The organism is Gordonia sp. (in: high G+C Gram-positive bacteria) (genome assembly GCF_047600565.1).
GTDB lineage: Bacteria > Actinomycetota > Actinomycetes > Mycobacteriales > Mycobacteriaceae > Gordonia.
In genome coordinates this window covers 226,892-249,783 of sequence record NZ_JASGKN010000001.1, presented here as the reverse complement: position 1 = coordinate 249,783, position 22,892 = coordinate 226,892, and the positions used below count along the sequence as shown (strand labels likewise).

20 protein-coding genes and 1 pseudogene are annotated in these 22,892 nt (G+C 71.2%); 7 read left to right on the top strand and 14 right to left on the bottom strand.

Going from position 1 to position 22,892, the window contains the following annotated elements; all coding sequences use genetic code 11:
• The 3 genes and pseudogenes from QM774_RS01270 to QM774_RS01260 all read left to right on the top strand — a co-directional run.
• Complete coding sequence (locus QM774_RS01270) at positions 1-393, top strand: DUF5319 domain-containing protein (protein ID WP_414974164.1); 393 nt, start codon at positions 1-3, stop codon at positions 391-393.
• A gap of 131 nt (positions 394-524) precedes the next feature.
• Positions 525-1,832 (top strand): phosphopyruvate hydratase, encoded by a 1,308-nt coding sequence (eno, locus tag QM774_RS01265; RefSeq protein WP_414974163.1) that lies wholly within the window; start codon positions 525-527, stop codon positions 1,830-1,832.
• A 14-nt stretch (positions 1,833-1,846) separates the two neighbouring features.
• Positions 1,847-2,278 (top strand): annotated as a pseudogene (locus QM774_RS01260) (histidine phosphatase family protein); the annotation flags it as partial.
• A gap of 10 nt (positions 2,279-2,288) precedes the next feature.
• Here the strand turns inward: QM774_RS01260 and QM774_RS01255 are convergent.
• From QM774_RS01255 to QM774_RS01245, 3 genes are all read right to left on the bottom strand, one after another.
• Positions 2,289-3,140, bottom strand: coding sequence for an anti-sigma-D factor RsdA (locus tag QM774_RS01255; RefSeq protein ID WP_414974162.1), 852 nt, complete (start codon positions 3,138-3,140; stop codon positions 2,289-2,291).
• Complete coding sequence (locus QM774_RS01250; protein WP_414974161.1) at positions 3,137-3,712, bottom strand: sigma-70 family RNA polymerase sigma factor; 576 nt, start codon at positions 3,710-3,712, stop codon at positions 3,137-3,139. Before QM774_RS01250 ends, QM774_RS01255 begins: the two co-directional genes overlap by 4 nt.
• 88 nt (positions 3,713-3,800) lie before the next feature.
• The gene (locus QM774_RS01245) at positions 3,801-4,595 is read right to left on the bottom strand and encodes a hypothetical protein (RefSeq protein WP_414974160.1); all 795 of its coding nucleotides are present in this window, start codon (positions 4,593-4,595) and stop codon (positions 3,801-3,803) included.
• 322 nt (positions 4,596-4,917) lie between these two features.
• Between QM774_RS01245 and QM774_RS01240 the strand changes: the two genes are divergently transcribed.
• Entirely contained in the window at positions 4,918-5,217 is a 300-nt protein-coding gene (locus QM774_RS01240; protein WP_414974159.1) for a WhiB family transcriptional regulator, read from the top strand.
• A gap of 76 nt (positions 5,218-5,293) precedes the next feature.
• Here QM774_RS01240 and groES read toward each other — a convergent pair whose 3' ends face one another.
• From groES to QM774_RS01220, 4 genes are all read right to left on the bottom strand, one after another.
• Positions 5,294-5,593, bottom strand: coding sequence for a co-chaperone GroES (groES, locus tag QM774_RS01235; RefSeq protein WP_414974158.1), 300 nt, complete (start codon positions 5,591-5,593; stop codon positions 5,294-5,296).
• Positions 5,594-5,735: 142 nt separating this feature from the next.
• Positions 5,736-6,848, bottom strand: a complete 1,113-nt coding sequence (locus QM774_RS01230; protein ID WP_414974157.1) for a YncE family protein — start codon at positions 6,846-6,848, stop codon at positions 5,736-5,738.
• A 52-nt stretch (positions 6,849-6,900) separates the two neighbouring features.
• Complete coding sequence (locus QM774_RS01225; RefSeq protein ID WP_414974156.1) at positions 6,901-8,061, bottom strand: amidohydrolase; 1,161 nt, start codon at positions 8,059-8,061, stop codon at positions 6,901-6,903.
• Positions 8,058-9,932: an AMP-binding protein gene (locus tag QM774_RS01220; protein WP_414974155.1), complete on the bottom strand. Its 1,875-nt coding sequence runs from the start codon at positions 9,930-9,932 to the stop codon at positions 8,058-8,060. The genes QM774_RS01225 and QM774_RS01220 overlap by 4 nt, the downstream gene beginning before the upstream one ends.
• A 64-nt stretch (positions 9,933-9,996) precedes the next feature.
• Between QM774_RS01220 and QM774_RS01215 the strand changes: the two genes are divergently transcribed.
• From QM774_RS01215 to QM774_RS01205, 3 genes are read left to right on the top strand one after another with little or no spacing between them, the layout of a single operon-like run.
• Positions 9,997-15,075: an amino acid adenylation domain-containing protein gene (locus QM774_RS01215; protein ID WP_414974154.1), complete on the top strand. Its 5,079-nt coding sequence runs from the start codon at positions 9,997-9,999 to the stop codon at positions 15,073-15,075.
• Between the two features lie 11 nt (positions 15,076-15,086).
• Positions 15,087-15,740 (top strand): isochorismatase family protein, encoded by a 654-nt coding sequence (locus QM774_RS01210; protein ID WP_414974153.1) that lies wholly within the window; start codon positions 15,087-15,089, stop codon positions 15,738-15,740.
• 22 nt (positions 15,741-15,762) lie between these two features.
• The gene (locus QM774_RS01205) at positions 15,763-16,536 is read left to right on the top strand and encodes an SDR family oxidoreductase (RefSeq protein ID WP_414974152.1); all 774 of its coding nucleotides are present in this window, start codon (positions 15,763-15,765) and stop codon (positions 16,534-16,536) included.
• On the opposite strand, the gene tsaD is transcribed toward QM774_RS01205, so the two are convergent.
• From tsaD to QM774_RS01170, 7 genes are read right to left on the bottom strand one after another with little or no spacing between them, the layout of a single operon-like run.
• Entirely contained in the window at positions 16,537-17,565 is a 1,029-nt protein-coding gene (gene tsaD, locus QM774_RS01200) for a tRNA (adenosine(37)-N6)-threonylcarbamoyltransferase complex transferase subunit TsaD (RefSeq protein ID WP_414974151.1), read from the bottom strand.
• Positions 17,562-18,065: a ribosomal protein S18-alanine N-acetyltransferase gene (gene rimI / locus QM774_RS01195; RefSeq protein WP_414974150.1), complete on the bottom strand. Its 504-nt coding sequence runs from the start codon at positions 18,063-18,065 to the stop codon at positions 17,562-17,564. The genes tsaD and rimI overlap by 4 nt, the downstream gene beginning before the upstream one ends.
• A complete protein-coding gene (tsaB, locus tag QM774_RS01190) occupies positions 18,062-18,739 on the bottom strand; it encodes a tRNA (adenosine(37)-N6)-threonylcarbamoyltransferase complex dimerization subunit type 1 TsaB (RefSeq protein ID WP_414974149.1) in 678 nt (225 codons plus the stop codon). The genes rimI and tsaB overlap by 4 nt, the downstream gene beginning before the upstream one ends.
• Positions 18,736-19,188, bottom strand: a complete 453-nt coding sequence (gene tsaE, locus QM774_RS01185) for a tRNA (adenosine(37)-N6)-threonylcarbamoyltransferase complex ATPase subunit type 1 TsaE (RefSeq protein ID WP_414974148.1) — start codon at positions 19,186-19,188, stop codon at positions 18,736-18,738. Before tsaE ends, tsaB begins: the two co-directional genes overlap by 4 nt.
• The gene (locus QM774_RS01180) at positions 19,172-20,335 is read right to left on the bottom strand and encodes an alpha/beta fold hydrolase (protein WP_414974147.1); all 1,164 of its coding nucleotides are present in this window, start codon (positions 20,333-20,335) and stop codon (positions 19,172-19,174) included. Before QM774_RS01180 ends, tsaE begins: the two co-directional genes overlap by 17 nt.
• Positions 20,313-21,458 carry an alanine racemase gene (gene alr, locus QM774_RS01175; protein WP_414974146.1) on the bottom strand — a complete coding sequence of 382 codons (1,146 nt, stop codon included), beginning with the start codon at positions 21,456-21,458 and terminating at the stop codon, positions 20,313-20,315. Before alr ends, QM774_RS01180 begins: the two co-directional genes overlap by 23 nt.
• Positions 21,455-22,891 carry an NAD(P)H-hydrate dehydratase gene (locus QM774_RS01170; protein WP_414974145.1) on the bottom strand — a complete coding sequence of 479 codons (1,437 nt, stop codon included), beginning with the start codon at positions 22,889-22,891 and terminating at the stop codon, positions 21,455-21,457. The genes alr and QM774_RS01170 overlap by 4 nt, the downstream gene beginning before the upstream one ends.
• Position 22,892 lies beyond the last annotated feature (1 nt).

The window sequence follows — 22,892 nt, the reverse complement described above, 5'->3', positions numbered from 1 at the left end:
GTGCACGACCACCTGCCTGGAGGCCTTCCGCCGGATCCGTTCGCAGACGATCCGAGCGACCCCGCGGCGGCTCTGGACGCACTCGAGCCGGCGGTGCCGCTCGACGCCCACGAGAGCGAGGCGGTCCGCGAGGATCTCGCCGATCTGGACGTCTACGAACGACTGCTCGCTCCCCGCGGAATCCGCGGCCTGGTGGTGGTGTGCGAAGACTGCCGTGAGGATCATTTCCACGACTGGGAGATGCTGCGCGCGAGCCTGCAGCAACTCCTCCAGGACGGTTCCGTCCGCCCGCACGAGCCGGCCGTCGACCCGCACCCGGACGATTACGTCACCTGGGACTACTGCCGGGGTTTCGCCGACGCTCACGCGATCTTCCGCGACCGCCGCCACTGATCCGTGCCACAATGAATTCCGACGCCTGACCGGCGTCGCGGCGGTGGGGCTCGCCGTACCCGAACCTCGGAATCCTCCGACAACAGTCCCTGCCAGGTTGCGCCAGCGTGCGCGGAAGGCAGGAGACGACGATGTCGACCAGCACCCCCACCACCGCCATCGAGCCCATCAGCGTGACCGAACTGGGCGCCCGCTCGATTCTCGACTCCCGCGGTTTCCCCACCCTCGAGGTGCGCGGCACACTCGCCGACGGAACCGAGCTGCGTGCGGCGGCTCCGGCCGGCGCCTCCACCGGCGAGCACGAGGCGGTGGAGCTGCGGGACGGAGGCTCCGCGTTCTCCGGCCGTGGCGTGAACGTCGCGATCACCCGTCTCGACGACGAGATCGCTCCCCTGATCACCGGACGCCGGTGGTCGAGCATCGACGAGGTCGACGGTGCGCTGGCCGAGCTGGACGGCACGTCCGGGTACCGGCGCCTGGGTGCCAACGCGGTGGTGGCGGTGTCGATCCTGGCGACCCGCGCCTTCGCGCACGCCGCCGGACAGCCGTTGCACACGTGGATCTCCACGACGACCGGCGCGGACGAACTGCTCCCGGTGCCGCACTTCAACGTCCTGAACGGCGGAGCACACGCCGCCAATGCGCTCGATTTCCAGGAGTTCATGATCGCCCCGGTCGGTGCGGCCACCGAACGGGAGGCCGTCGACACCGGCGCCGAGGTCTACCACGTGCTGCGCGCCCTGGTCGCCGACCGGTTCGGCACCGCGGGGCTGGGCGACGAAGGCGGTTTCGCTCCCCCGCTCGCCGATCCCCGGGAAGCACTGGACCTGCTGGTGGAGGCGATCGTCGAGGCCGGGCGCCGGCCCGGCACCGACGACGTCGCGATCGCTCTCGATCCGGCGGCCAACGGCTTCTCTCTCGGGGACGGCCGGTACCGCGTCGGCGACGAGCTGAGTCGCGATCAGCTGGTCGACTACTACCTCACGCTTCTCGACGACTATCCGATCCGCAGTCTGGAGGACGGTTTCGCCGAGGACGACGGCGACGGCTGGACCGCCATGGGCGAGGCGCTTCGCCGGCCGGACGGATCCTGGCGGGTGCAGACCGTCGGCGACGACCTGTACGTGACCGACCCTGCACGGATCCGGGCGGGCGCCGAGAAGGGCTGGTCCGACGCGGTCCTGATCAAACCGAATCAGATCGGCACCGTGTCGCAGACGTTCGCGGCCGTCGCGACCGCCCGCGAGCTGGGCATGGCCGCCATGGTCTCCCATCGCAGCGGCGAGACCGTCGACACGTTCATCGCCGACCTGGTGGTCGGTACCGGCGTCGGGCAGATCAAGTCCGGTGCCCCGGCGCGTGGGGAACGCGTCGCCAAGTACAACCGGCTCACCGAGATCGAGCTGGACCGTCCCGGCCTGCGCTACGGCCTGGCCTGAGAAGAGGAGATCCCATGACATCGAGCACCGTTCTGCTCGTCCGGCACGGCCGTACCGTGCTCAATGCCGAGGACCGGCTGCGTGGTCTGGCCGATCCCGAACTGGATGCGACCGGCATCGCCCAGGCCGAGGCGACCGCCGCGGCACTGGCGCCGTATCGCCTCGAATACGTGGCCTCCAGTCCGCTGCAGCGCGCGGTGGTGACCGCCGAGATCGTCGCCGCACCCAGCGGTGCGCCGCATGCGGTGGATCCGGGGTTCAACGACCGCGACTACGGCGAATGGACCGGACATCCGCGCGCCGACGTGGTCGCCGAGTTCGGCAGTGTCGACGCCGCCCCGGGGGTGGAACCCTCCGACCGTGTGCGTGATCGTGCGACGGCGGCACTCGATGCGCTCGCCGCGCGCGGCGACTACTCGACGTTCGCGGTGGTCACCCACGATGCGGTGATCCGGCTCAGGAACTGGGAACGGTCGTCTCGGCCGAGACCGGCGACTTCGACGCCGGCTTGGACGGCGCCTCCGACGAGCTGGAACTCGAGCTCGAACTCGACGACGACGGCGACGTGCTCGGCTCGGTGGTCGGCTCCGAGGTCGACGGGCTGGTCGGCGTGACGGTCACCGACGTGGTGGGGTCACCGGTCACGGTCGACGGCAGTGTCGTGGCCGTGGTCTTGTCCTTCGACCGGTCGGCCGAACGACGGGCGGCGTCCTTCTTGTCCTTGCCGTCGTCGTCACCCTTGAGTCGCTTGATCCACTGGTTCATGCGCTCGCGGGTCTGCGGATCGCGGACCGGCTGCAGTTCCTGCTGGGCCTTCTCGATGTGCGCCGCGGCGAGATCGGTGTCGCCGACGGCGAGGGCCTGCTCGGCGGCCTCCAGATTGCTCTGCACGTTGACCGTCGCCTCGGTCTGTTTGGCCTCTTCGGTGAAGACGACCTTCTTGACGCCCCACAGCGGATCACCGGGCTGCGAACCCTCCGACAGCACGAGCAGGCCGGCGGCGGCGACGCCGGTGACGGCGGCGGCACCCGAGATCAGGCGCAGGTGGCGCATGGTGGCGTTGCGCTTACGGTTCTTCTCGTCGTCGGCGATCCCCTGCTCCACGTCGGCGAGGGTCGGGGCCGCCGGGACCGGTGCGGCCAGCGCGTCGGTGCGCCAGGCGAACAGGAGCGCGCCGAGATCGGCTTCACTCTGGTCTGCGGGCGGCAGCGGCGCACCCGAGACCAGGGCGTCGAGGAATGCGTCGTCGTGGTGGACGGCGGTGAGATCGACCGAGGTCGCGTCGTGGACGTCGTCGTGGTGGGTCATCGCGGGTCACCTCCCTGGCTGAGAAGCTTCTTCAGCTTCGCCAGTGCACGGTGCTGTGCGACTCGCACGGCACCGGGGCTGCTCCCGACCGTCTCCGCCGTCTCCTCCGCGGACATGCCGACCACCAGACGCAGCACGAGGATTTCGCGCTGCTTGTCCGGCAGGGTGTCCAGGAGTTCCCGCATCCGGCGGCCGGCGTCGCTGTCGAGCGCCTGCTGTTCCGGACCCGAGGAGATGTCGACCGATTCCGGGACGGATTCCACCGGATCGGCCTTGATGCGTGCTGCCGAGCGCATGGCGTCGGCGACCTTGTGCGAGGCGATGCCGTAGACGAAGGCCATGAACGGCCGGCCCTGGTCCTCGTACCGGGGAAGGGCTGTCATCACCGCCATGAGCACCTCCTGCGCCACATCATCCGCCGAAAACAGATGCCGCTCTCCGGCACCCATTCGTGCCCGGCAGTAGCGCAGGACGGGGTCCCGCACACTTTCGAGCACCAGGCTCAGCGCTTGGCGGTCCCCGTCGCCCGCTTCCCGGACCTTCTGGTCCAGTGCCTCACCTGTCAGTTTCATCGTCACCGGGTGTCCGAAGTGTTACAGGTGCGGAGATGCGAGTAGCCCACGAGCGAGTCGTCAGCGGCGGGCACGGCACCGATCCACCTTAACCAGACTGGTGTTCGCCGGGCTGCAGGGGCGTGAAGGGCATCCCTGATCGGGCCATCGACCTGCGAAGACGCGAGATCTCGAAGGGATATTCCGGCGCGCCCGGGTCGAGACCGGCCAGCATCGAGGCGGCGGCCCATCGCAGCGGCTCGAGATGCAGATCACCCGTCCGTTCGTACACCCGGAGCGCGCTGCGCCGGGCGAGCTCGGTGTCCCCCGCGGCGGCCTGGACGGCCGCGCCGATCAGGTCGGTCTTGACCCGGTGACGAGGCGACGGGACGGCCGCGGCGAGCGGCGCCGCGACGGCGAACGCGGCGGCGGCCCCGGCCGGGTCGCCGCCGTACAGGCGACGTTCGGTGCGCACCCACGCCAGACGCAGGCGGACGCGCGGCACCGTCCGCCAGTCGCCGGCGTCGCCGCAGGCCGCCAGGTGTGCGGCCGCGCGGTCCAGGAGCAGGTCACTGGCGCGCAGATCGCCCACACCGAGGTCGTCGGCGGCCACCCCGATGAGGGCGTCCGCCCAGGCCGCGGCGGTCCACGGATCACGGTTCTTGTCGGCGACGCCGGCCAGCATCCGGCAGGCGGCGCCGTCGGCGCGACGGGCGAGGGCGTGGCCACCGGCCTGACGGGTCAGTGAGCCGTGTGTGGAGTACGCGAGCGACTTCGCCGCGACAAATGCGTCGCGGTCTGCAATGATCGCCTGCAGCCGGACCCGGGCCGCGGCGGCCCGGCCGAGGGCGCCGAGGTCGACGGCACGCTGCCAGGCGGTGATGTCCGCCGGTTCCACCGTCATCGCACCCCCTGCCGAGTGCCACCGCAGATGTGGCACAGATCTCATTGCGTCCGGAGGCCGTCGCCGATTTTCACGACGCTTAACAAATGGCGTCCATCGCGTGGTCCGCATTGCTCGCCGGTCACTCCCGTGTTGCGCCGACGTTACCCGTTCCCGACTGATTCGCCCAACCCGCTCCAGCCGTTAACCTGTCGGCAAACTTGCAGTTCAGAGCACTATATGACGCGGGCCGAGGCTGTTTGACTCGTCGATTTTCCAGAATCTAGCGTGAGCCGTGTAGACGGGATTCCACCCCGGATCCGACGACCTTGAGGAGCGCGCCGTGACCACCACCGCCGACCGACTTCCCGGCCCGAATGCCGACTTCTGGGATTGGCAGCGCCTGAGCGAATGCCGTGGACTCGACTCGTCCATCTTCTTCCACCCGGAGGGCGAGCGCGGTCATGCGCGCGCCCAGCGTGAGCGTCGCGCCAAGCAGGTGTGCAACGCCTGCCCGGTGATCGCCCAGTGCCGCAAGCACGCACTGTCGGTCGATGAGACCTACGGGATCTGGGGCGGCCTGACCGAGCATGAGCGCAATCTCATTCGCCGTCGGCAGGTGAGCCGCCCGCTCGCCTCCTGAGCGCGCCTGGCGCGCCCACAGACACGAAAGAACCCCGGTGGAGATCCACCGGGGTTCTTCACGACGTACGTCGGTGTCAGCCGACGACGGCGAGGATGTCGCGAGCCGACAGGATCAGGTAGTCCTGACCGCCGTAGGTGATCTCGGTGCCGCCGTACTTGGAGTAGACGACGGTGTCGCCCTCCGTGACGTCGACGGGGATCCGCTTCTCGCCGGCCTCATCCCAGCGGCCGGGGCCGACGGCGATGACCTTGCCCTCCGAGGGCTTCTCCTTGGCGGAGTCCGGGATGACCAGGCCGGAGGCGGTGGTCGTCTCGGCTTCCACGGCCTGAACGAGGATCTTGTCCTCGAGCGGCTTGATGTTCACACCTGCCACGATGTCAGTCCTTCTTTGTGATGAGTTGAAACGTGTTCGGCGTGGATCTGCCACCGCGTCGTCGCGGGTGCCGCGGCGGATCACCATGCCGTCTAGCACTCTACCCATGAGAGTGCCAGCGCTCAACTGTGGTCGGCGAAGCTCAGTTCGGAGTGACGACGGTGAGGTCGCCGCGCATGTGCTGAGTGCCGTAGACGATGCCGGTCTTCTCGTCCACCGCGAGCGTGTGGACCGCGACACCCGGCTTCAGGGTGGTCAGAATCGCGCCCGAATCGGCGCCGAGGACGGTGATCGTCTTCTTCTGCAGGTTCGAGGTGTACACGCGGCGGTGAACCGAGTCGATCGCCAGCTTGGCGGGGGTCGTCGTGGTCTCGATGGTCTGGACCACGCTCAGCGAATCCGGATCGATGATCACGATCTTGCCGGTGGCGAAGCTCGCGACCCACACCTTGCCGGTGGCCGGATCGACCTTCGGGCGGGCGTTGTTCGGCACCGGGATCTTCTTGACGACGGTGTCGGTGTCGGTGTCGATGACGGCGACGAAGTTGTTCTTCTTCGACTCGTAGTCGGCGCTGCCCACATAGGCGCGGTGACGCGACTCGTCGACGTCGACGAAGGCCGCGTACGGCAGGTTCTTGATGTCCTTGACCTTGCGGCCGCTCGCCGAGTCGAAGACGGCGACCTCCGAACCCGCGTTGAGGCCGACGTAGAACTTGCCGTGCTGCTCATCGGCGGCGGCACCCATCGGGTGCGACTCGGGCAGCGACGTCAGGTTCTTCGGGGTGACGGCCTTGGTGTTCTCACCGAACACGGTCACGCCGTTGGCGTGGGCGTTGGTGACCAGCACGCGGGCACGCTTGGTGTCCACGGCGATGCCGTCGGGCACCTGCGGGGTCGGGACGGCCGGCACCTTGCCGATCAGCATCATGCCGCCGGGCTGGTTCGACAGATCGATCTTGCGGACCGGCTTTCCGCTGGTGGTGTCGAACACCGACACGGCGGGATCGACCGGGCTCTTGGTGACGATGACGTCCGAGCCGGTCGTCTGCATCGGAGCGTTGTTGTCCGTGATGAACAGCTTGTCGCGGCCCTGGTCGATGGCGAGCTCACCGCCGCTGACGACGCCGGCCGGAACCGACTCGAGCGTGTACCCGGTGTCCGCGGAGGCGGTGGCCGGGGCGATCAGCACGGAAGCGGCGGCGACGGCGCAGGTCGCCACGCCGGCGCGTGCCACGAGGGGGGTGCGAAGATTCATGAGGGTATCCTAACAAACCCTGTTATCAGATCGGGACCGCAGGTGCGCGGCGTCATCCGAGGTCGCTCAGCGCCCGCCTGGCGATCGCATCCAGGAGCCGTGCCCCGGTCTCGAGGACGTCGTCGTTGAAGTCGTAGGCCGGGCTGTGCACCGGGCCCGATTCAGCGGTCACCGGGCCGTTCCCGATGAACGCGTAGGCGCCGGGAATCCTCTCCAGGAAGAAGGCGAAGTCCTCGGCGGCCATGATGCCGGCGCAGTCCGGATCCACCCGATCGGCGCCGAGCAGTGCGGTCGCGACGTCCGCGACCCGGACCGCGGCGGCGGCATCGTTGACGGTGCACGGATAGCGGCGGTCATAGCGGACGTCGACCTGGACGCCGTGAGCGGCGGCCACCGACTCGCAGATGCGCCGGACCGATCGTTCGATGGTGTCGCGGGCGTCCGCGGACAGGCAGCGAGCGGTCCCCGCCAGCAGTGCCGTCGGCGGCAGCACGTTGTTGGTGGAGCCGGCGTCGAACCGCGTGATCGAGACGACGGCCGGCACCGACGGGTCGAGGCTCCGGGACACGACGGTCTGCAAAGCGGTGACGATCGCCGAACCGGCGACGATCACGTCACCGGTCAGATGCGGCGCCATGGCGTGGCCGCCGTCGGCGCGCAGGGTGATCTCCAGATCGTCGAACGACGCCAGCTGGGTGCCGCGGCGCACGGCGACGTCGCCGGCCGGGATGCCGGGAATGTTGTGCACGCCGTAGATCTGCTGGATGCCGAAGCGTTCGAGCACACCGTCGTCGAGCATGGCGCTCGCGCCGGCCGCCCCCTCCTCGGCGGGCTGGAAGACCAGGACGGCGGTGCCGGCGAAGTCGCGGCCGGCCAGGAGTTCGGCGGCACCGAGAAGCATGGCGCAGTGACCGTCGTGCCCGCAGGCGTGCATCACGCCCGGCACGGTGGAGGCGTGCGGCCGCGGCAGGGTTTCGGTGACCGGTAGCGCATCCATGTCGGCCCGCAGACCGACGGTGGGGCCGGGCCGCTCTCCGCGCAGCACGCCGACGACACCGGTACCGCCGATCCCGGTCGTCACCTCGGCCCCGAGGCCGCGCAACCGGTCGGCGACGACGCCGGCGGTGCGGTGCTCGTCGAACGCGAGCTCGGGATGCGCGTGCAGATCGCGGCGCAGCGCCGTCAGCCCGGCGACGTCGACGGTGCCGGTCATCGGCCGCCGGCCTGCCGCACGGTGTCGAAGAGTGCTTCGAGGGTGGGTGCCGCCACCACGGTCTCGAAGTCGAGACCGGTGGCGCCGGCAGCCCGCCACTTGTCGAGCAGCGCCATCAGCGCGAGCGAGTCGATGCCGCTGTCGGCGAGCATCAGCGAATCGCCGAGTGCGGCCGGATCGACCATCAACTTGTCGGCCAGGTCTTTGCGGAGCTGTTCGGCGGCCAGGGCATCGGCGGGTTCGGCCGCGGGTACTGCGGCGGCCTCCGTGCGCTGATCCTTCTTGCTGATCTTGCCGACCGCGGTCGTCGGGAACTCGTCGACGATGTGGACGTCGTCCGGGATCTTGAACCGGGCCAGACCCGATTCGCGCAGGAATCCGCGGACACCGAACTCGTCGAGTGCGGTCCCGTCGGCACGGGCGGCGGCCGACGGGATGACGTAGGCGACGATCCGTTCGCCGAGCCGCTCGTCGGGGGCGCCGACCACGGATGCGTCCCGGATGCCCGGGTGGCCGAGCAGCACGTCCTCCACCTCGGTGGGGGCGATCTTCTCGCCGGCCCGGTTGATCTGGTCCTTGTCGCGGCCCACGACCGTCAGATAGCCGGCCGCGTCGTGGATCACGCGGTCGCCGGTGCAGTAGAAGCCGTCCGGCGTGAAGGAGTCGGCGGCGACCCCGCCCCAGTAGTTGCGGATCGTGTACGGGCCCCGGGTCTGCAGGCTGCCCTCCTGCCCGTCGGGCAGCGCCACCCCGTCCGCATCGACGATGCGGATCTCGTCGTCGGGGCTGATCGGGCGGCCCTGGGTGGCGACGATCCGGTCGACGTCGTCGTCCAGGCGCGTGTAGTTGACCAGTCCCTCGGCCATGCCGAAGACCTGCTGCAGGGTGACCGACGGAAACAGGTCCGGCACCCGGCGGGCGACGGTCTCGAGCAGTTTGGCGCCGCCGACCTGCATCACCTGCAGCGACGACACGTCGTGCCGGCCGGCCTCGGCCGAATCGAGCCAGGCGGCGACGAGCGGCGGCACCGCCGACAGGTGCGTGATCCCGTGCTCGGCGATCTGCGAGAGGACGGTGCGGGCGTCGGTGTCCGGCACCATCACGATCTGCGAGCCAGCGTGGATCGCGCCGAGGATGCCGGGGGAACTCATCGTGAAGTTGTGCGAGACCGGCAGGACCACGCCGAACACGGAGGTGTCGTCGAGTCCGCAGATGCGGGCCGACTCGCGCACCGAGTAGAGGTAGTCGTCGTGGGTGCGGCCGATCATCTTGGGCGCCCCGGTGGTGCCGCCGGACAGCTGGAGGAACGCGATCTCCTCCGGTCCGCTCGAGCGGCCGGTGGAGGAGGTCTGCTCGCCGCGGAACTCCCCGAGAGGGTCGTCGGCGCCGTGGCGGGCGACGATCGTCGCGAACGGCCGGCCATCGGAGGTGTGCGTTCTCGTCGCGGCGAGACGGGCGGCGCGATCACCGAAGTCGGTGACGCCGAACGAGTCGACGGTCAGGAACGCGGCCGCATCGCTGCGGGCCGCCAGGTCGTCGAGTTCGGCGAGACCGTGACTGGAAAGGGCGAACACCGGGAGGACACCGGCGTCGAAGAGCGCGAAGATCACCTCGACGTATTCGGCGACGTTCGGGAACTGGACGACGACGCGATCACCGGCCCGCAGGCCGTACCGGTCGATGAGGCCGTGCGCGAGACGACGGGATCCGTCGAGCACCTCGCGGTAGGTCAGGGCGCGGCGGTCGTCGCGGACGGCGATCGCATCGGGGTGCGCTTCGGCCGCTGAGGCGAGAAGATCGGAGTGGGTCTGGCCGATCCAATAACCGGCGTCTCGGTACTTCTGCGCGAACTCGGGGGGATATCCAGCCACGAGGGGATTCTAGTTCATAGGCTAACCTTACTTATAGTCCGACTACCGATCCGGAAGCACGCCTTTGTCCGTCGACCTGACCCCCGCTCAGCTCGCTGTGTGGTTCGCCCAGCAGCAGGTCGCCGACGCACCGGTCTATCAGTGCGCGGAGCGGGTGGAGATCGACGGCCCCTTCGACGCCGAACGCTTCGCCGACGTCGTGAGCCGATGCCTGGCGCAGGTGCCCGCGCTGAACGCCCGGTACACCGACGACGGCGACGGACCGCGGCGGATCCCCGAGCCCCGCCGGCACCCGGTGGTGGTGCACGACGCCGGCGAGCAGCTGGACGCGGTCGTCGATGCCGCGATGGGCTGCCCGCCGATCTCGAACACGATCGCGGGCGAGCAGCTCTCCGCTCAGCACCTGGTCCGGATCGGCGACGACCGGCACGTCTGGATCACCCGGATCCATCACGTCGCGGTGGACGGCTACTCGTTCGCGCGACTGCTGCGCTGGATCGCCGACTCGTACACGGCCGACGCCGCCGGAGATCCCCTCCCGGAGTCGCCGTTCGCCACCCCCGACCCGGCCGCCCCCGACCCAACTGCCGACGCCCCGACGCCCGAGGATGCCGAGTTCTGGGCCGGCTATCTGGACTCGGCGCGACCGCCGTCGGTGTCCCGCGCCGAGCCGTCCCCGGCGACCGCACGCGCGCGGCGCACCACCGTGCGTCTGGCACCGCGTACCGCCAACACCGACCGGGGCTGGGCGGAATCGCTGATGGCGACCCTGGCCTGCTACACCGCCACGCTGACCGGCGAGACCTCGGTGACCCTCGGTGTCCCGTGGGCCAACCGGCGGCTGGGGGCTCCGCCCACCATGGAGCCGGAGGTCAACATCCTGCCGTTGCGGGTGGAGGCGACCCCCACGATGACGGTCGGCGAGTTGATCGGCGCCGTCGCCACCGAGCTGCGCACCGTCCGGCCGCACACCGGCTATCGCGCCGACCGCCTGCGCCGCGATCTGGGTCTGGTCGGGGCCGATACCCCGCTGTTCGGACCGAGCGCCAACCTGAAGTTCTTCACTCCGCAGCTGACGTTCGGCGACGCCACCGGCACCGTCGGCAACATCGCGATGGGTCCCGTCGACGATCTGACGGTGACCGGTTCCCCTGCGCCGGACGGCGGCTTCGTGCTCGAAGTGGAGACCAATCCGGCGCGCTACGGCGTCGACGAGTCCCACGCCCACGCCGACCGCCTCGCCGCGCTGCTCTCCCGGATCAGCGCCGACGACGCCGCTGTGACGTTGGGTTCGCTGCCGATCGCCACCGCGCAGGAGGCGCGGCACGAGGTGGTCGAGCTCAACCGCACCGACGATCCCGCGCTGCGGGAGACGGCCTCCACCACGACGCTGACGGCGTTGCTGGCGGCGGCCGGTGACCGATTCGCCGACCGCACCGCACTGGTCTGGGGCGAGAACGCGCTCACCTACGCCGGACTGCGCGCGACGGTCTCCTCGCTGGCGGCCGAACTGCGCCGGCGCGGCGTCGGCCGCGGCGACGTGGTCGCTCTCCGGCTGGTCCGCTCCCCCGAGACCGTCGCCGGACTGCTCGCCGCCCTCGACTGCGGCGCCGCCTATCTGCCGATCGATCCGGAACTGCCCGCCGAACGCATCGACGGCATGCTCGAGGACACCCGGGCACGCGTCCTGCTGACAGCGCCGGACGGCGACGACCCCGACTGGACGCACGACGGTCTGGCGCTGCGGATCGAGTCGCTCCCGTCGACGGACTCACCGAACGTGCCGGACTCGAGCACCGGAGACGAGCCGCCGACCCCGGAGGACGGCGCGTACATCATCTTCACGTCCGGATCGACCGGACGGCCGAAGGGCGTGCTGGTCGAGCACCGCAGCATCGTGAACCGGCTGCTGTGGATGGATCGGGAGTTCACGCTCACCGGTGACGATCGGGTGGTGCAGAAGACTCCGTATTCGTTCGACGTCTCGGTATGGGAGTTCTTCTGGCCGTTGATCACCGGGGCCACCCTGGTGCTGGCCACTCCGGGACTCGAACGCGACAGCGCTGGCCTGGCCCGGGAGTTCGTCGCCCAGGGCATCACGGTCTGCCACTTCGTCCCGTCGGCGCTGGCCGCCTTCCTCGCCGCCGGCCCAGCCGATGCCGGACCCAATCCGCTGCGGCTGGTGGTGTGCTCCGGTGAAGCGCTGCCGCCGGACGTGCTGCGCCGCGGTCTCGACACTCTGCCGGGCACGCGGATCGCGAACCTGTACGGTCCGACCGAGGCCGCCGTCGACGTCACCGAGTGGACCCCCGGACCGGACTGGGACGGCACCGAGGTGCCGATCGGCTCCCCCATCGCCAACACCCGCACCTACGTGCTGGACTCGGCCCGGCGCCCGCAGGTCCCCGGCGCGGTCGGCGAACTGTATCTGGCCGGTATCCAGCTGGCGCGCGGCTACGTCGGCCGGCCGGAGCTGACGGCGCAGAAGTTCGTGCCCGATCCGTTCGTCGCCGGCGAGCGCATGTACGCGACCGGCGACCTGGTGCACCGCGACGACGCCGGTCTGCTGATCTACGACGGCCGGGTGGACGATCAGGTGAAGGTCCGCGGCCGACGCATCGAGCTGGGCGAGATCCAGGCCGCTCTGGCCGACCTCGACGGTGTCGATCAGGCCGCCGTGATCACCCGTGAGGTCGTCACCGGTACCGGCCCGTCCACCCTCATCGTCGGGTACGTCGTCCCGGCCGTCGGCGTCGAGGTGGACAGCACCGACCTGCGTGACCGGTTGTCGCGCCGACTGCCGTCGTACATGGTTCCCGACGCCGTCGAGGTGCTGGCCGCTCTGCCGATGACCCGCAACGGCAAGCTGGATCGCCGCGCACTTCCCGAGCCGCAGCTCGGCAGCGACGACGTGGTCGCTCCGCGCTCTCCGCGGGAGGCCGCGCTGGAGCCGCTGTTCGCCGCCGCCCTGGGACGTGACCACGTGTCGGTGACCGACAGCTTCTTCGATCTCGGTGGCACGTCGCTGACCGCCTCGGTGCTGGCGCGCCGATGCTCGGAGGCCCTGGGCGAACCGTTCGGGGTGGCCGACCTGTTCGGTGCCCCGTCGGTGGCCGCCCTCGCGGCCCGCCTGGACGGCGGAGAATCCGGCGACGCCTTCGGGCGGCTCCTCACCTTGCGGCCGGCCCCGGACGGCGGCGACCCCGGTGATCGGGTGGCCCCGGTGTTCGCGATCCATCCCGCCGGCGGTCTCGGCTGGTGTTACGCCGGCCTGCTTCCGGTTCTCGATCCGCGGATCGGCCTGTACGCGTTGCAGGCCGACGGCCTGGACGGCGGACCGCTGCCCGAGTCGATCACCGAGGTCGCCCGCAGCTACCTCGACACCATCGACTCGGTCGCCCCGGACGGCCCGATCCGGCTGCTCGGCTGGTCGGTGGGCGGCGTGATCGCCCACGAGATCGCCGTCCTGGCCTCCGAGCGGGGCCGCGAGGTGAGCCAGGTGGTGCTGCTGGACGCCTACCCCAGCGAATGCTGGGCCGATCAGCCGCCCGCCACCCCCGCCGAGGTGCGGCGTGCCCTGCTGATCATGGCGGGCGCCGACTCGTCGGACGACGACCTGCGGTCGGACGACGACGTACTGGCGGCGCTGCGCGAGAACCATGCGGCCCTGGGCGGTCTGACCACCGAACAGGTCCGCCGCATCACCGATGTCGTCGCCCACTTCGCGACCCTCATGCGCGCGCACCGCACCGGGGTGATCGGCGCTGACGCGCGGCACTACGCGGCCGCCGAGAGCGCCGAGGACTTCCTTTCGCCGCGAGCGTGGGAACCTCACATCGAGGGCTCGGTGGCCTACACCGAGCTGCCGGTGAACCATCCCGGCATGGTGTCGCCGGAGACTCTGGCCACCGTGGCGGCCGCCCTCGCCGACCCCGCCGTGGACCGCTGCACCGGCGACGGCCCCGAGGCGCTGCGGTCCCGCATCGTCGACACCGAGCCCGGTGCCGACGCGGACGAGGTGATGGACGCTCTGCGCCGCCACGGAACCCCGCTGATCACCGACCATCCCGACGACCCGGCGTCGCAGCGGGTGCTGCTCACCCATACGGCACCGGACGACGCGGCCGGCGTGTACGCCTGGGTCAACCGGATCACCGACGCCCCGGACGGCCCGGACGGCGAACTGCGTCGCTGGGGTTCGACTCCGCTGTGGTTCACCGAGTTCGCGGTGCCGCGCGGCACCCTGGCCACCTACCGTTTCTACCCGTACCGCGCCGACGACCCGGCTCTCGTCGACGGCCGTCTCCGCTACTCCCGGCCGGTGGCCGACGCCGCCGTCAGCGATCCGACGAACCCGGACGCACAGTCCTCCCCGTTCGGGTCGGTCCTGGTCACCGACGGCGCCCCGGACCTCGACGGCTGGCGGGTCGGCGACGACCGGCCCGCACCGCTCGCCGAAGGAGTCCTGCCGGGACCGGGCGACCCGATCCGATGGCGGCTGATCGCACCGTCCGGCGGCGACCGGCAGCAGCCGACCCGACTGGTCGTGGTTCCGGACGCGGACAAGTGGTTCGACGTGTGCGACCTGCCCGGTGTTCTCGCCCGCGCCGGCTCGGGCGCCCCGATCGCCCTGCTCGGCATCGATTCTCCGGCCGGCGGTCCCGCCCGGCTGCAGCAGCTCGGCGCCAACCGCGACTTCGTCCGCGCCGTCGCCGACACCGTGGCTCACGCCAGGGCGCGCCTCGAGGGCCCGACCACGGTCGTGTGGACCGGGCAGAGCCTGGGCGGCCTGACGGCGCTCGCCGCCGCCGCCTGGCATCCCGATGCGGTCGACGAGTTGATCGTCTACTCACCGTCGCTCTGGTGGAAGCCCGGCCTGACCGGTCGCCCGGCCGACGTCGGCGGCGACCGCAGCTGGATCGCCGGCGAACTCGAGTCGGCGCCCCCGCGGCCCCTTCGGCTCGCGGTGGGACTCAACGAGCGTCTGCTCGTCGATCCGGTCGGCGCACTGGCCCGTGAACTGTCCGACGCCGGCTGGCCGGTGTCCCTGACCACCTATCCCGGCGGCCACGACCTGCCGTGGTGGGCCGACCTCCTCCTGACCGAGCTGACCGCTCCCACCGACCACCATCCCGAATCCTGATCGGAGAACCCATGTCCATCCCCCCGATTGCGCCGTACACCATGGCCGACGTCACGGTGCGGACGACGCCCCAGCTGGACTGGACCATCGACCCGGACCGGGCCGCCCTGTTGATCCACGACATGCAGAACTACTTCGTGGACGCCTACGAGCCGGGCGCCGAACCTCTGGCCACGGTGATCCCGAACATCGCGGCACTGCGCGACGCCGCCGACCGGGCGGGGATGCCGGTCGTCTACACCGCGCAGCCGCCACGTCAGCATCCGTCGCGCCGCGGTCTGCTCACCGAACGCTGGGGCACCGGGATCGGAGACGACGACGAGGCCCGGATCATCGACGACCTGGCGACTCGCCCGAACGACGTCGAGATCACCAAGTGGCGGTACTCGGCGTTCGCGCGCACCGATCTGCGCTCGCTGCTGGCCCATGACGGCCGCGATCAGCTGATCATCACCGGCATCTACGCACACATCGGCGTCATGCTGACCGCGGCGGACGCGTTCATGCAGGACGTGCAGGCGTTTCTGGTGACCGACGCGGTCGCCGACTTCAACGCCCCCTTCCACGGCGCCGCGGTCGACTACGTGAGCACCACGTGCGGGGTGCCGCTGGCGACGGCCGACGCGCTGGCCGCGCTCGGGGTGAAGGCCGCCGCCGATGCCTGATCAGCCGATGCCTGATCAGCCGATGCCTGATCGACTGGCGGGCCGGCGGGCGCTGGTGACCGGTGCGGCGGGCGGCATCGGTCGGGCCGTCGCCCGCGCCTTCGTCGACGCCGGCGCCCAGGTCCTGCTCTCGGACGTCGATCCGGCTGTGGAGCAGGTCGCCGGTGAGCTCGGCGCCACCGCACTGGTGGCGGATCTGGCCGATCGGGACGCGGTCGCCGACCTGGTCGCCGAGGCGCCGCAGCGACTGGGCGGGCCGCTCACCACGATCGCCCACACCGCGGGCGTGTTGACGACCGGCACCATCGCCGACCTGACCGACGCCGACTGGGATCGTCTCGTCGCCGTCAACACGACCGCGACGATGGCCCTGCTGCGCGCGGCGACCCGTACCGTCGCCGACGGCGGCACCATCACGGTGGTCTCCTCGAACTCGGGTGCCAGCCCGCGACTCGGATTGGGTGCCTACGGTGCGACCAAGGCCGCGGTCACCTCACTGGTCCGCAGCGTCGGACTGGAGCTGTCGTCGCGCGGAGTCCGCTGCAACGTGGTGTCCCCCGGATCGACGGACACCCCGATGCTGCGCGGCATGTGGGCCGGTGACCGCTCCCCCGACGAGCACGCCGCCGCCGTCATCGCCGGCACCCCCGACCAGTACCGGCTCGGGATCCCGTTGCAGCGGCTGGCGCAGCCCGAGGACATCGCCGCCACGGTGACGTTCCTGGCCTCCGACGCGGCCCGGCACATCACCCTGCACGATCTCCGTGTCGACGGTGGAGCGACGCTGGATCAGTGACTACAGCTTGCTGATCTGGACGCTCATGCCCGGATCGGTGGCCACGGTCAGGGGTGACGGCGGGGCGCCGCTGCCGATCACGTGCGCGCCGAGCGTCGCGATCATCACTCCGTTGTCGGTGCACAGGCGCGGCGCGGGCACCCGCAGATCGATGCCCGCGGCGCGGGTGCGTTCCTCGGCGAGCGACCGGATCCGCGAGTTGGCGGTGGCGCCGCCGCCGAGCACCAGGGTGTCGACGCCGCGGTCCGCGCAGGCGCGGAGCGCCTTGGCGGTGAGCACGTCGGCGACCGCCTCCTGGAACGAGGCCGCCACATCGGGAACGCTCACCTCACGGCCGGCTTTCACCTCGCCCTCCACGTAGCGGGCGACAGCCGTCTTGAGTCCACTGAACGAGAAGTCGTAGGGGGCGTCGCGCGGACCGGTCAGACCGCGCGGGAACCGGATCGCCTCCGGGTCGCCGTCGCGGGCCGCCCGGTCGATGGCGGGCCCGCCCGGGTAGCCCATGTCGAGGAGCCGCGCCACCTTGTCGAAGGCTTCGCCGGCCGCGTCGTCGATGGTGGTGCCGAGTTCGTCGATCGGCTGGGCGAGGTCGGTGATGCCGAGCAGGTGGGTGTGACCGCCCGACACCAGCAGCGCGACGGCCGGCGGCAGGGGTCCGTGCTCGAGGGTGTCGACGGCGACGTGCCCGCCGAGATGGTTCAACGCGTACAGCGGGACGTCCCAGGCGAGGGCGTAGGCCTTGGCGGCGGCGACACCGACCAGCAGTGCCCCGGCGAGACCGGGACCGATGGTGACGGCGATGGCGTCGGGACGGTCGATGCCGGCGGTCTCGCGGGCCCGCTGCATGGTCGGCACGATCGCTTCGAGGTGGGCGCGGGACGCCACCTCGGGCACCACGCCGCCGTAGCGGGCCTGTTCGTCGACGCTCGAGGCGACCTCGTCGGCGAGCAGGGTGGCCTTCTCGCCGTCCCAGCCGACGATGCCGACACCGGTCTCGTCGCACGAGCTCTCGATGCCCATGACGATCATGCGTCACGCTCCTTGAGCTTGTCGGACGGCGGCCTGGCCATGACGTAGGCGTCGGCGCCGGACGGCTGATAGTAGTTGCGGCGCACCCCGGCGACGGTGAATCCGACGCTGCCGTACAGGGTGAGGGCGACGGTGTTGTCGGTGCGCACCTCCAGGAATACCGGGGCGGCCTGGGCGTCGGCAACTTCCAGCAGCCGGTCGAGGAGGATCCGTCCGCCACCGCGCCCGCGGTGTTCGGGGGCGACGGCGATGGTGTGGATCTCGCATTCGTGCTCGCCGGGCGGTCCGAGCAGGCTGATGCCCGCGTATCCCGCGAGTTCTCCGCCGCCGCTCGAATCCCGCAGGGCGAAATAGCGGTTGTGGGGGGCGGCGAGTTCGCTGACGAAGCCTTCGAGGGGCCAGGGGCTCTCGCCGGCGAACAGGTGCGCTTCGAGTTCCGCGCATCGCGGCAGGTCGGCGAGGGCGAGGTCGTCGACGACGAAGCCGGCCTGATCCGTCACTTCTCCGGCAGCAGCGACTTGCGTCGCTGGTCCTTCAGTTCGACGGCGTCGGGGCGACGCAGGTAGAGCGGGGTGAGCGGTTCCGGTGCGGTGCCGGCCCTCAGCGCACCGGCCGCTGCGGTGACGAGCGAGGCGGCGGTCGGCACCTCGACGGGCGAGACGGGCAGACCGTAGCGGTCGGAGAATCCGGGGGTGCCGGCGACCAGCACCGCGCCGGCCGGGTCGACGGCGTCGGGGGCGCACACGTCGGGGCCGGCGCTCCGGGTGCCGGCCGTGTAGCGGGCCCAGTACACCTCGCGGCGACGGGCGTCGGTCACCACCAGCAGCGGCCGCTCGCCGCCGTCGGCCTCGACGGCGGCGGCCACGGCGTCCAGTGAGCAGACGCCGTGCACCGGCACGGCGAGGGCGTCGGCGTAGGCGGCCGCCGTGGCCATTCCGACTCGCAGACCGGTGAACGGTCCCGGGCCGCAGCCGACCACCACGGCGTCGAGGTCGGCGCCGGTCCAGCCGGCCTCGGCCAGTACCTCGGCCATCAGGGTCGTCAGCACTTCCGCGTGCCGGCGATGGTCGTGCACGACCCGTTCGGCGACCGCCACCGGAGTCTGATCCGGTGAGAGGTCGACGGCACCGGTGACGACGGCCGGGGTGGCGGTGTCGATGGCCAGGATCTTCATCGGCGCTCCCATTCCCAGGTCACCCGACGCACCTCCGAGTCGTCGTCGCGGCGCAGACGCACCAGCAGATATTCGTCGACGAGCTGTTCGGCCACACCTTCCCCCCATTCGACGACGACGACGGCGTCGTCGAGATCGGTGTCGAGGTCCAGCGCGTCGAGGTCGTCGAGCCCGCTGAGCCGGTAGGCGTCGACGTGCACGAGGCCCGGGCCGCCGGCCTCCCCCGGCCGATGCTGGCGGGCGATGATGAACGTCGGCGACGAGACGCGGCCTTGCACGCCGAGGCCGGCCGCGATGCCGCGGGTCAGCGCCGTCTTGCCGGCTCCCAGCGGTCCATCGAGGATCACCAGGTCGCCGGCCCGCAGGATGCCGGCCAGTTCCGCGCCGAAGGCCTCGGTGTCGGCGACGGTCGGCAACTCGCGGGATCCGGCGTCAGTGCGCGTCACCATGCGCCGCCTCCTCCCGGTTGCCGTACCACCGCATGGTGGGACGGTTGCGGGCCAGTCGCGAACGGTCGACGAGGTTCACGATGGCGTCGTTGACGAGGTCGGGGAACTCCATCGGCAGCATGTGGCCGCAGCCCTCCCCGATCACCAGACGCGAGTCCTCGCCGAGCTCGGAGTACATGCGCACCGAGTTGGGCAGCGGGGTGAGACGGTCCTGATCGCCGCACATCACCGACGACGGCACCTGTGCCAGGACCGGCACCGACGTCGACTCGTCGTGACTCTCCAGGGCTTTCAGGAAGTTGACCATGGTGGCGATCGAGGTGTTCTGGATCATCTTCTCGACCGCCGATTCGGTGGCGGGACTGTAGTAGTCCGGACCGAAGCTGGCGGCGACCAGCACCGGCTGCACCGCCTGCCGGGTGACGCCGCGGCCGGCCTGCACGAGTCCCGGGATGTAGCGGACGGAGACGCGCAGGGCGTCGACCACCGGATTGTTCAGCCCCTCGCCGAGGCCGGCCTCGGTGATGCCGCGCAGCGCGGTGGAGACGAGGGCGACACCGGTGATGCGGCCCCGGTAGCCGAACAGGGTCGGATGGTTGCGGGCCAGCCGCATGATGGTCATGCCGCCCATCGAATGACCGACCAGGACCACCGGTCCGGTCGGTGCGACGGCACGCATGACGGCGGCCAGATCTTCGGCGGTCTGGTGGATGGTGCAGCCGGCGCGGGTGGCCGGGTCGCTGCGGCCGTGTCCGCGCTGGTCGTAGAAGACCATCCGGATGCGGCGGTCGGCCCACCGCTGGGCCAGCCCGTACCGCTGGAAGTGCCAGGACGCCATCCGCAGGGTGAAGCCGTGCACGAAGATCACGGTGAGTTCCGGGGCCGTCTCCGACTTGCGGTCGCCGGTCACCACGGTGCGGACGGCCAGACCGACGCCGTCGTCGGCGATGACGGTGGAGGCCTCGTCGGAGTAGATCCGGGTGAAGTCTTCGTCGGCCCACGGATCCTGGCCGCCCTGACCGGTCTTCTTGGATCGGCGGCGCTTACGCAGGGTGCCGGCGGTGGTGGCGCCGAGTGCGCCGACCTGACTCAACCCCGAACGCACCGATCGGCGCGTGCGACGCTCAGCCATCTCCGTGCCCCACATAGCGCCGGACGGTGCGGCCGCGCACCCCGGTGACGATCTCGTAGTCGATGGTGCCGATCGCGTCGGCCCAGTCGTCGGCGACCGGAATCGGTGTGGACCCGTCGGGGGTGGCACCGAACAGGTAGGCGCGGTCGCCTTCGGCGACGCCGCCGCCGTCGGGGCCCAGGTCGATCACGAACTGGTCCATGCAGATGCGGCCGACGCCCGCGAAACGGCGCCCGTTGACGACCACCTCGAGCCGGCCGGACAGCAGCCGCGGAACACCGTCGGCGTAGCCGGACGGCACCACGGCGACGGTCGTGTCGCGCGGGGCGATCCACTGGTGACTGTAGGAGACGCCCTGTCCGGAGGGAATCTTCTTGACCAGTGCGATCTCGGCACTCAGCGTCATGGCGGGGGTGAGGCCGAAGTCCCGGCCGCGGATCGGCGAGCAGCCGTACAGCGCGATGCCCGGGCGCACCAGATCCCGTGCGAGGTCGGGCCGGGTGAGGGCTGCCGGCGAATTCGCGATGTGGGTGACCTGCGGTGTCACGCCGAGGCCGCGAAGGTCATCGACCGCACGGTCCAGGTTCGCGGCCTGCTGCGAGTTCATCGGATTGTCGGGTTCGTCGCCGAATGCGAGATGGCACATCGCCGCGCGCAGGTCGATCGCGCCTTCCGCCTGGGCGGCGGCGATCGCCCGGGCCGTGTCGTCCCACTCGTCGTAGGCGATCCCGCTGCGCCCCAATCCGGTGTCGACCTTGGCAGTGACCGTCGCGGTGGTTCCGGCCTCCCGGGCGGCGGCGACCACGGCGGCCAGTTGCCGCGGCGAGGAGACGGCGATGTCGATGTCGTCGGCGATCGCGCCCGCGAAGTCGGCATCGGGCGTGTGCAACCAGGCGGTGAGGTGTTCGGTGAGTCCGGCGGCCCGCAGGGCGCGCGCCTCCGAGATGTGGGCGACGCCCACCTCCGTGGCGCCGCCGGCGAGCGCGGCTCGTGCCGCCGGCAGGGCTCCGTGGCCGTAGCCGTCGGCCTTGACCACGGCGATCAGCGGCACGCCGGAACGCTCGGCGATCACCCGGGCGTTGCGGGTGATGGCGTCGAGGTCGACGGTCGCGGTGAGCGCTGCGTGGTCGGTGGTCATCGTCTCGATTGTCGCAGGAGCGTGATCGCGTCCGGCAGCGCGGCGGCCAGATCGGAGGCTCCGATGGGGTGTCCGGGTGCCGGGCCGCTGGCGATCCGGGCGGCGACGGCGTGGGCGCGGGCCGCGAGGGTGCCCGCCGTCAGGGGTGTGAGACCGGCCGCCAGCAGTGATCCGGCGATCCCGGACAGCACGTCTCCGGCGCCGGCGGTGGCCGCCCAGGACGCGCCCGCGTCGTTGCCTGCCACGCGGCCGTCGGGGTCGGCGACCAGTGTGATGCGGCCTTTGAGGAGGACTGTCGCGCCCAGGGTCGCGGCGAGGTCGCGGACGGCGGACAGACGGTCGTCGCCGACGGGTGCCGCGGCCAGTCGTGCGAATTCGCCGGCGTGCGGGGTGAGCAGGGTCGGCGCGGTGCGGCCGCGCAGCAGGCCGGGCCGTGACGCGAGGATGGTGAGGCCGTCGGCGTCGACGAGCACCGGAACGTCACTGCGCAGGACCGTCTCGACCAGGTCGTGGGCGCGCGAGTCCGCACCGAGGCCCGGGCCCACGACCCAGGCCTGCACGCGGCCGGCGTCGTCGAACCGTTCGACCGCCACCACTTCCGGGCGATGGTTCACCACGTCGTGGGCGGCCGGGCCGACGTAGCGGGTCATGCCGGAGGTGGCCGCCACGGCGGCCTGTGTGGCCAGCAGTGCGGCACCCGGGTAGGTGGCGGAGCCGGCGACGATCCCGACCACACCCTGCGTGTACTTGTCGTCGCGGGGGCCGGGCACCGGCCACAGGGCGGCGTTCTCGCGGTCGTCGGGGACGGTGATGTCCGGGTCGTGCAGGTCGAGTCCGAGGTCGACGACCTCGACGCGGCCGCACTGCGGTGCCGCCAGCAGGTGTGCGAGGCGCGGTTCGCCGAAGGTGACCGAGACGTCGGCACGCACCGATGGGTCGCTGACGACACCGGTGTCGGGGTCGATTCCGGAGGGCAGGTCGACGGCGATGACTGTGGCTTCGGCCGCGCACCGGGATGCGAAGGCCTGCGCCGCCTCCGGTCGCAGCGGCCCGCGGCCGCCGAGGCCGACGACGGCGTCGAGAACCACGTCGAGGGGTGCGGTGAACGCGTCGATCACTCGGCCGCCGGCCCTGCGGTAGGCGGCCAGAGCGTCGGCGTGGGTCTTGTCCGGGGCGAGCAGCACCGCATGGCAGGCGACGCCGCGGCCGGCCAGGATCGCGCCCGCGTAGAGCGCGTCGCCGCCGTTGTTGCCGGCTCCGATCACCAGACCGACGGTGCGGCCGTAGATCCCGGCTCCGCGTGCCCGGAGTTCGCCGAGGGCGACCCGGGCGACACCGTTCGCGGCTCGCGCCATGAGCGCACCGCTGGTCAGGAGGTCGCCGGTGGCCTCCTCGGCCGCGCGGATCTTCTCGACCGAGAAGTAGCCGGTCACG

Excerpts from the sequence above, each read along its gene's own strand:
- QM774_RS01225 (WP_414974156.1), bottom strand. The coding sequence starts at position 8,061 with ATGACCGGCACCGTCGACGTCGCCGGGCTGACGGCGCTGCGCCGCGAT.
- tsaE (WP_414974148.1), bottom strand. The coding sequence starts at position 19,188 with ATGGTGACGCGCACTGACGCCGGATCCCGCGAGTTGCCGACCGTCGCC.
- QM774_RS01245 (WP_414974160.1), bottom strand. The coding sequence starts at position 4,595 with ATGACGGTGGAACCGGCGGACATCACCGCCTGGCAGCGTGCCGTCGAC.
- tsaD (WP_414974151.1), bottom strand. The coding sequence starts at position 17,565 with ATGATCGTCATGGGCATCGAGAGCTCGTGCGACGAGACCGGTGTCGGC.
- QM774_RS01180 (WP_414974147.1), bottom strand. The coding sequence starts at position 20,335 with ATGTGGGGCACGGAGATGGCTGAGCGTCGCACGCGCCGATCGGTGCGT.
- QM774_RS01250 (WP_414974161.1), bottom strand. The coding sequence starts at position 3,712 with ATGAAACTGACAGGTGAGGCACTGGACCAGAAGGTCCGGGAAGCGGGC.
- QM774_RS01205 (WP_414974152.1), top strand. The coding sequence starts at position 15,763 with ATGCCTGATCGACTGGCGGGCCGGCGGGCGCTGGTGACCGGTGCGGCG.
- alr (WP_414974146.1), bottom strand. The coding sequence starts at position 21,458 with ATGACCACCGACCACGCAGCGCTCACCGCGACCGTCGACCTCGACGCC.
- tsaB (WP_414974149.1), bottom strand. The coding sequence starts at position 18,739 with ATGAAGATCCTGGCCATCGACACCGCCACCCCGGCCGTCGTCACCGGT.
- QM774_RS01210 (WP_414974153.1), top strand. The coding sequence starts at position 15,087 with ATGTCCATCCCCCCGATTGCGCCGTACACCATGGCCGACGTCACGGTG.
- eno (WP_414974163.1), top strand. The coding sequence starts at position 525 with ATGTCGACCAGCACCCCCACCACCGCCATCGAGCCCATCAGCGTGACC.
- QM774_RS01230 (WP_414974157.1), bottom strand. The coding sequence starts at position 6,848 with ATGAATCTTCGCACCCCCCTCGTGGCACGCGCCGGCGTGGCGACCTGC.
- QM774_RS01255 (WP_414974162.1), bottom strand. The coding sequence starts at position 3,140 with ATGACCCACCACGACGACGTCCACGACGCGACCTCGGTCGATCTCACC.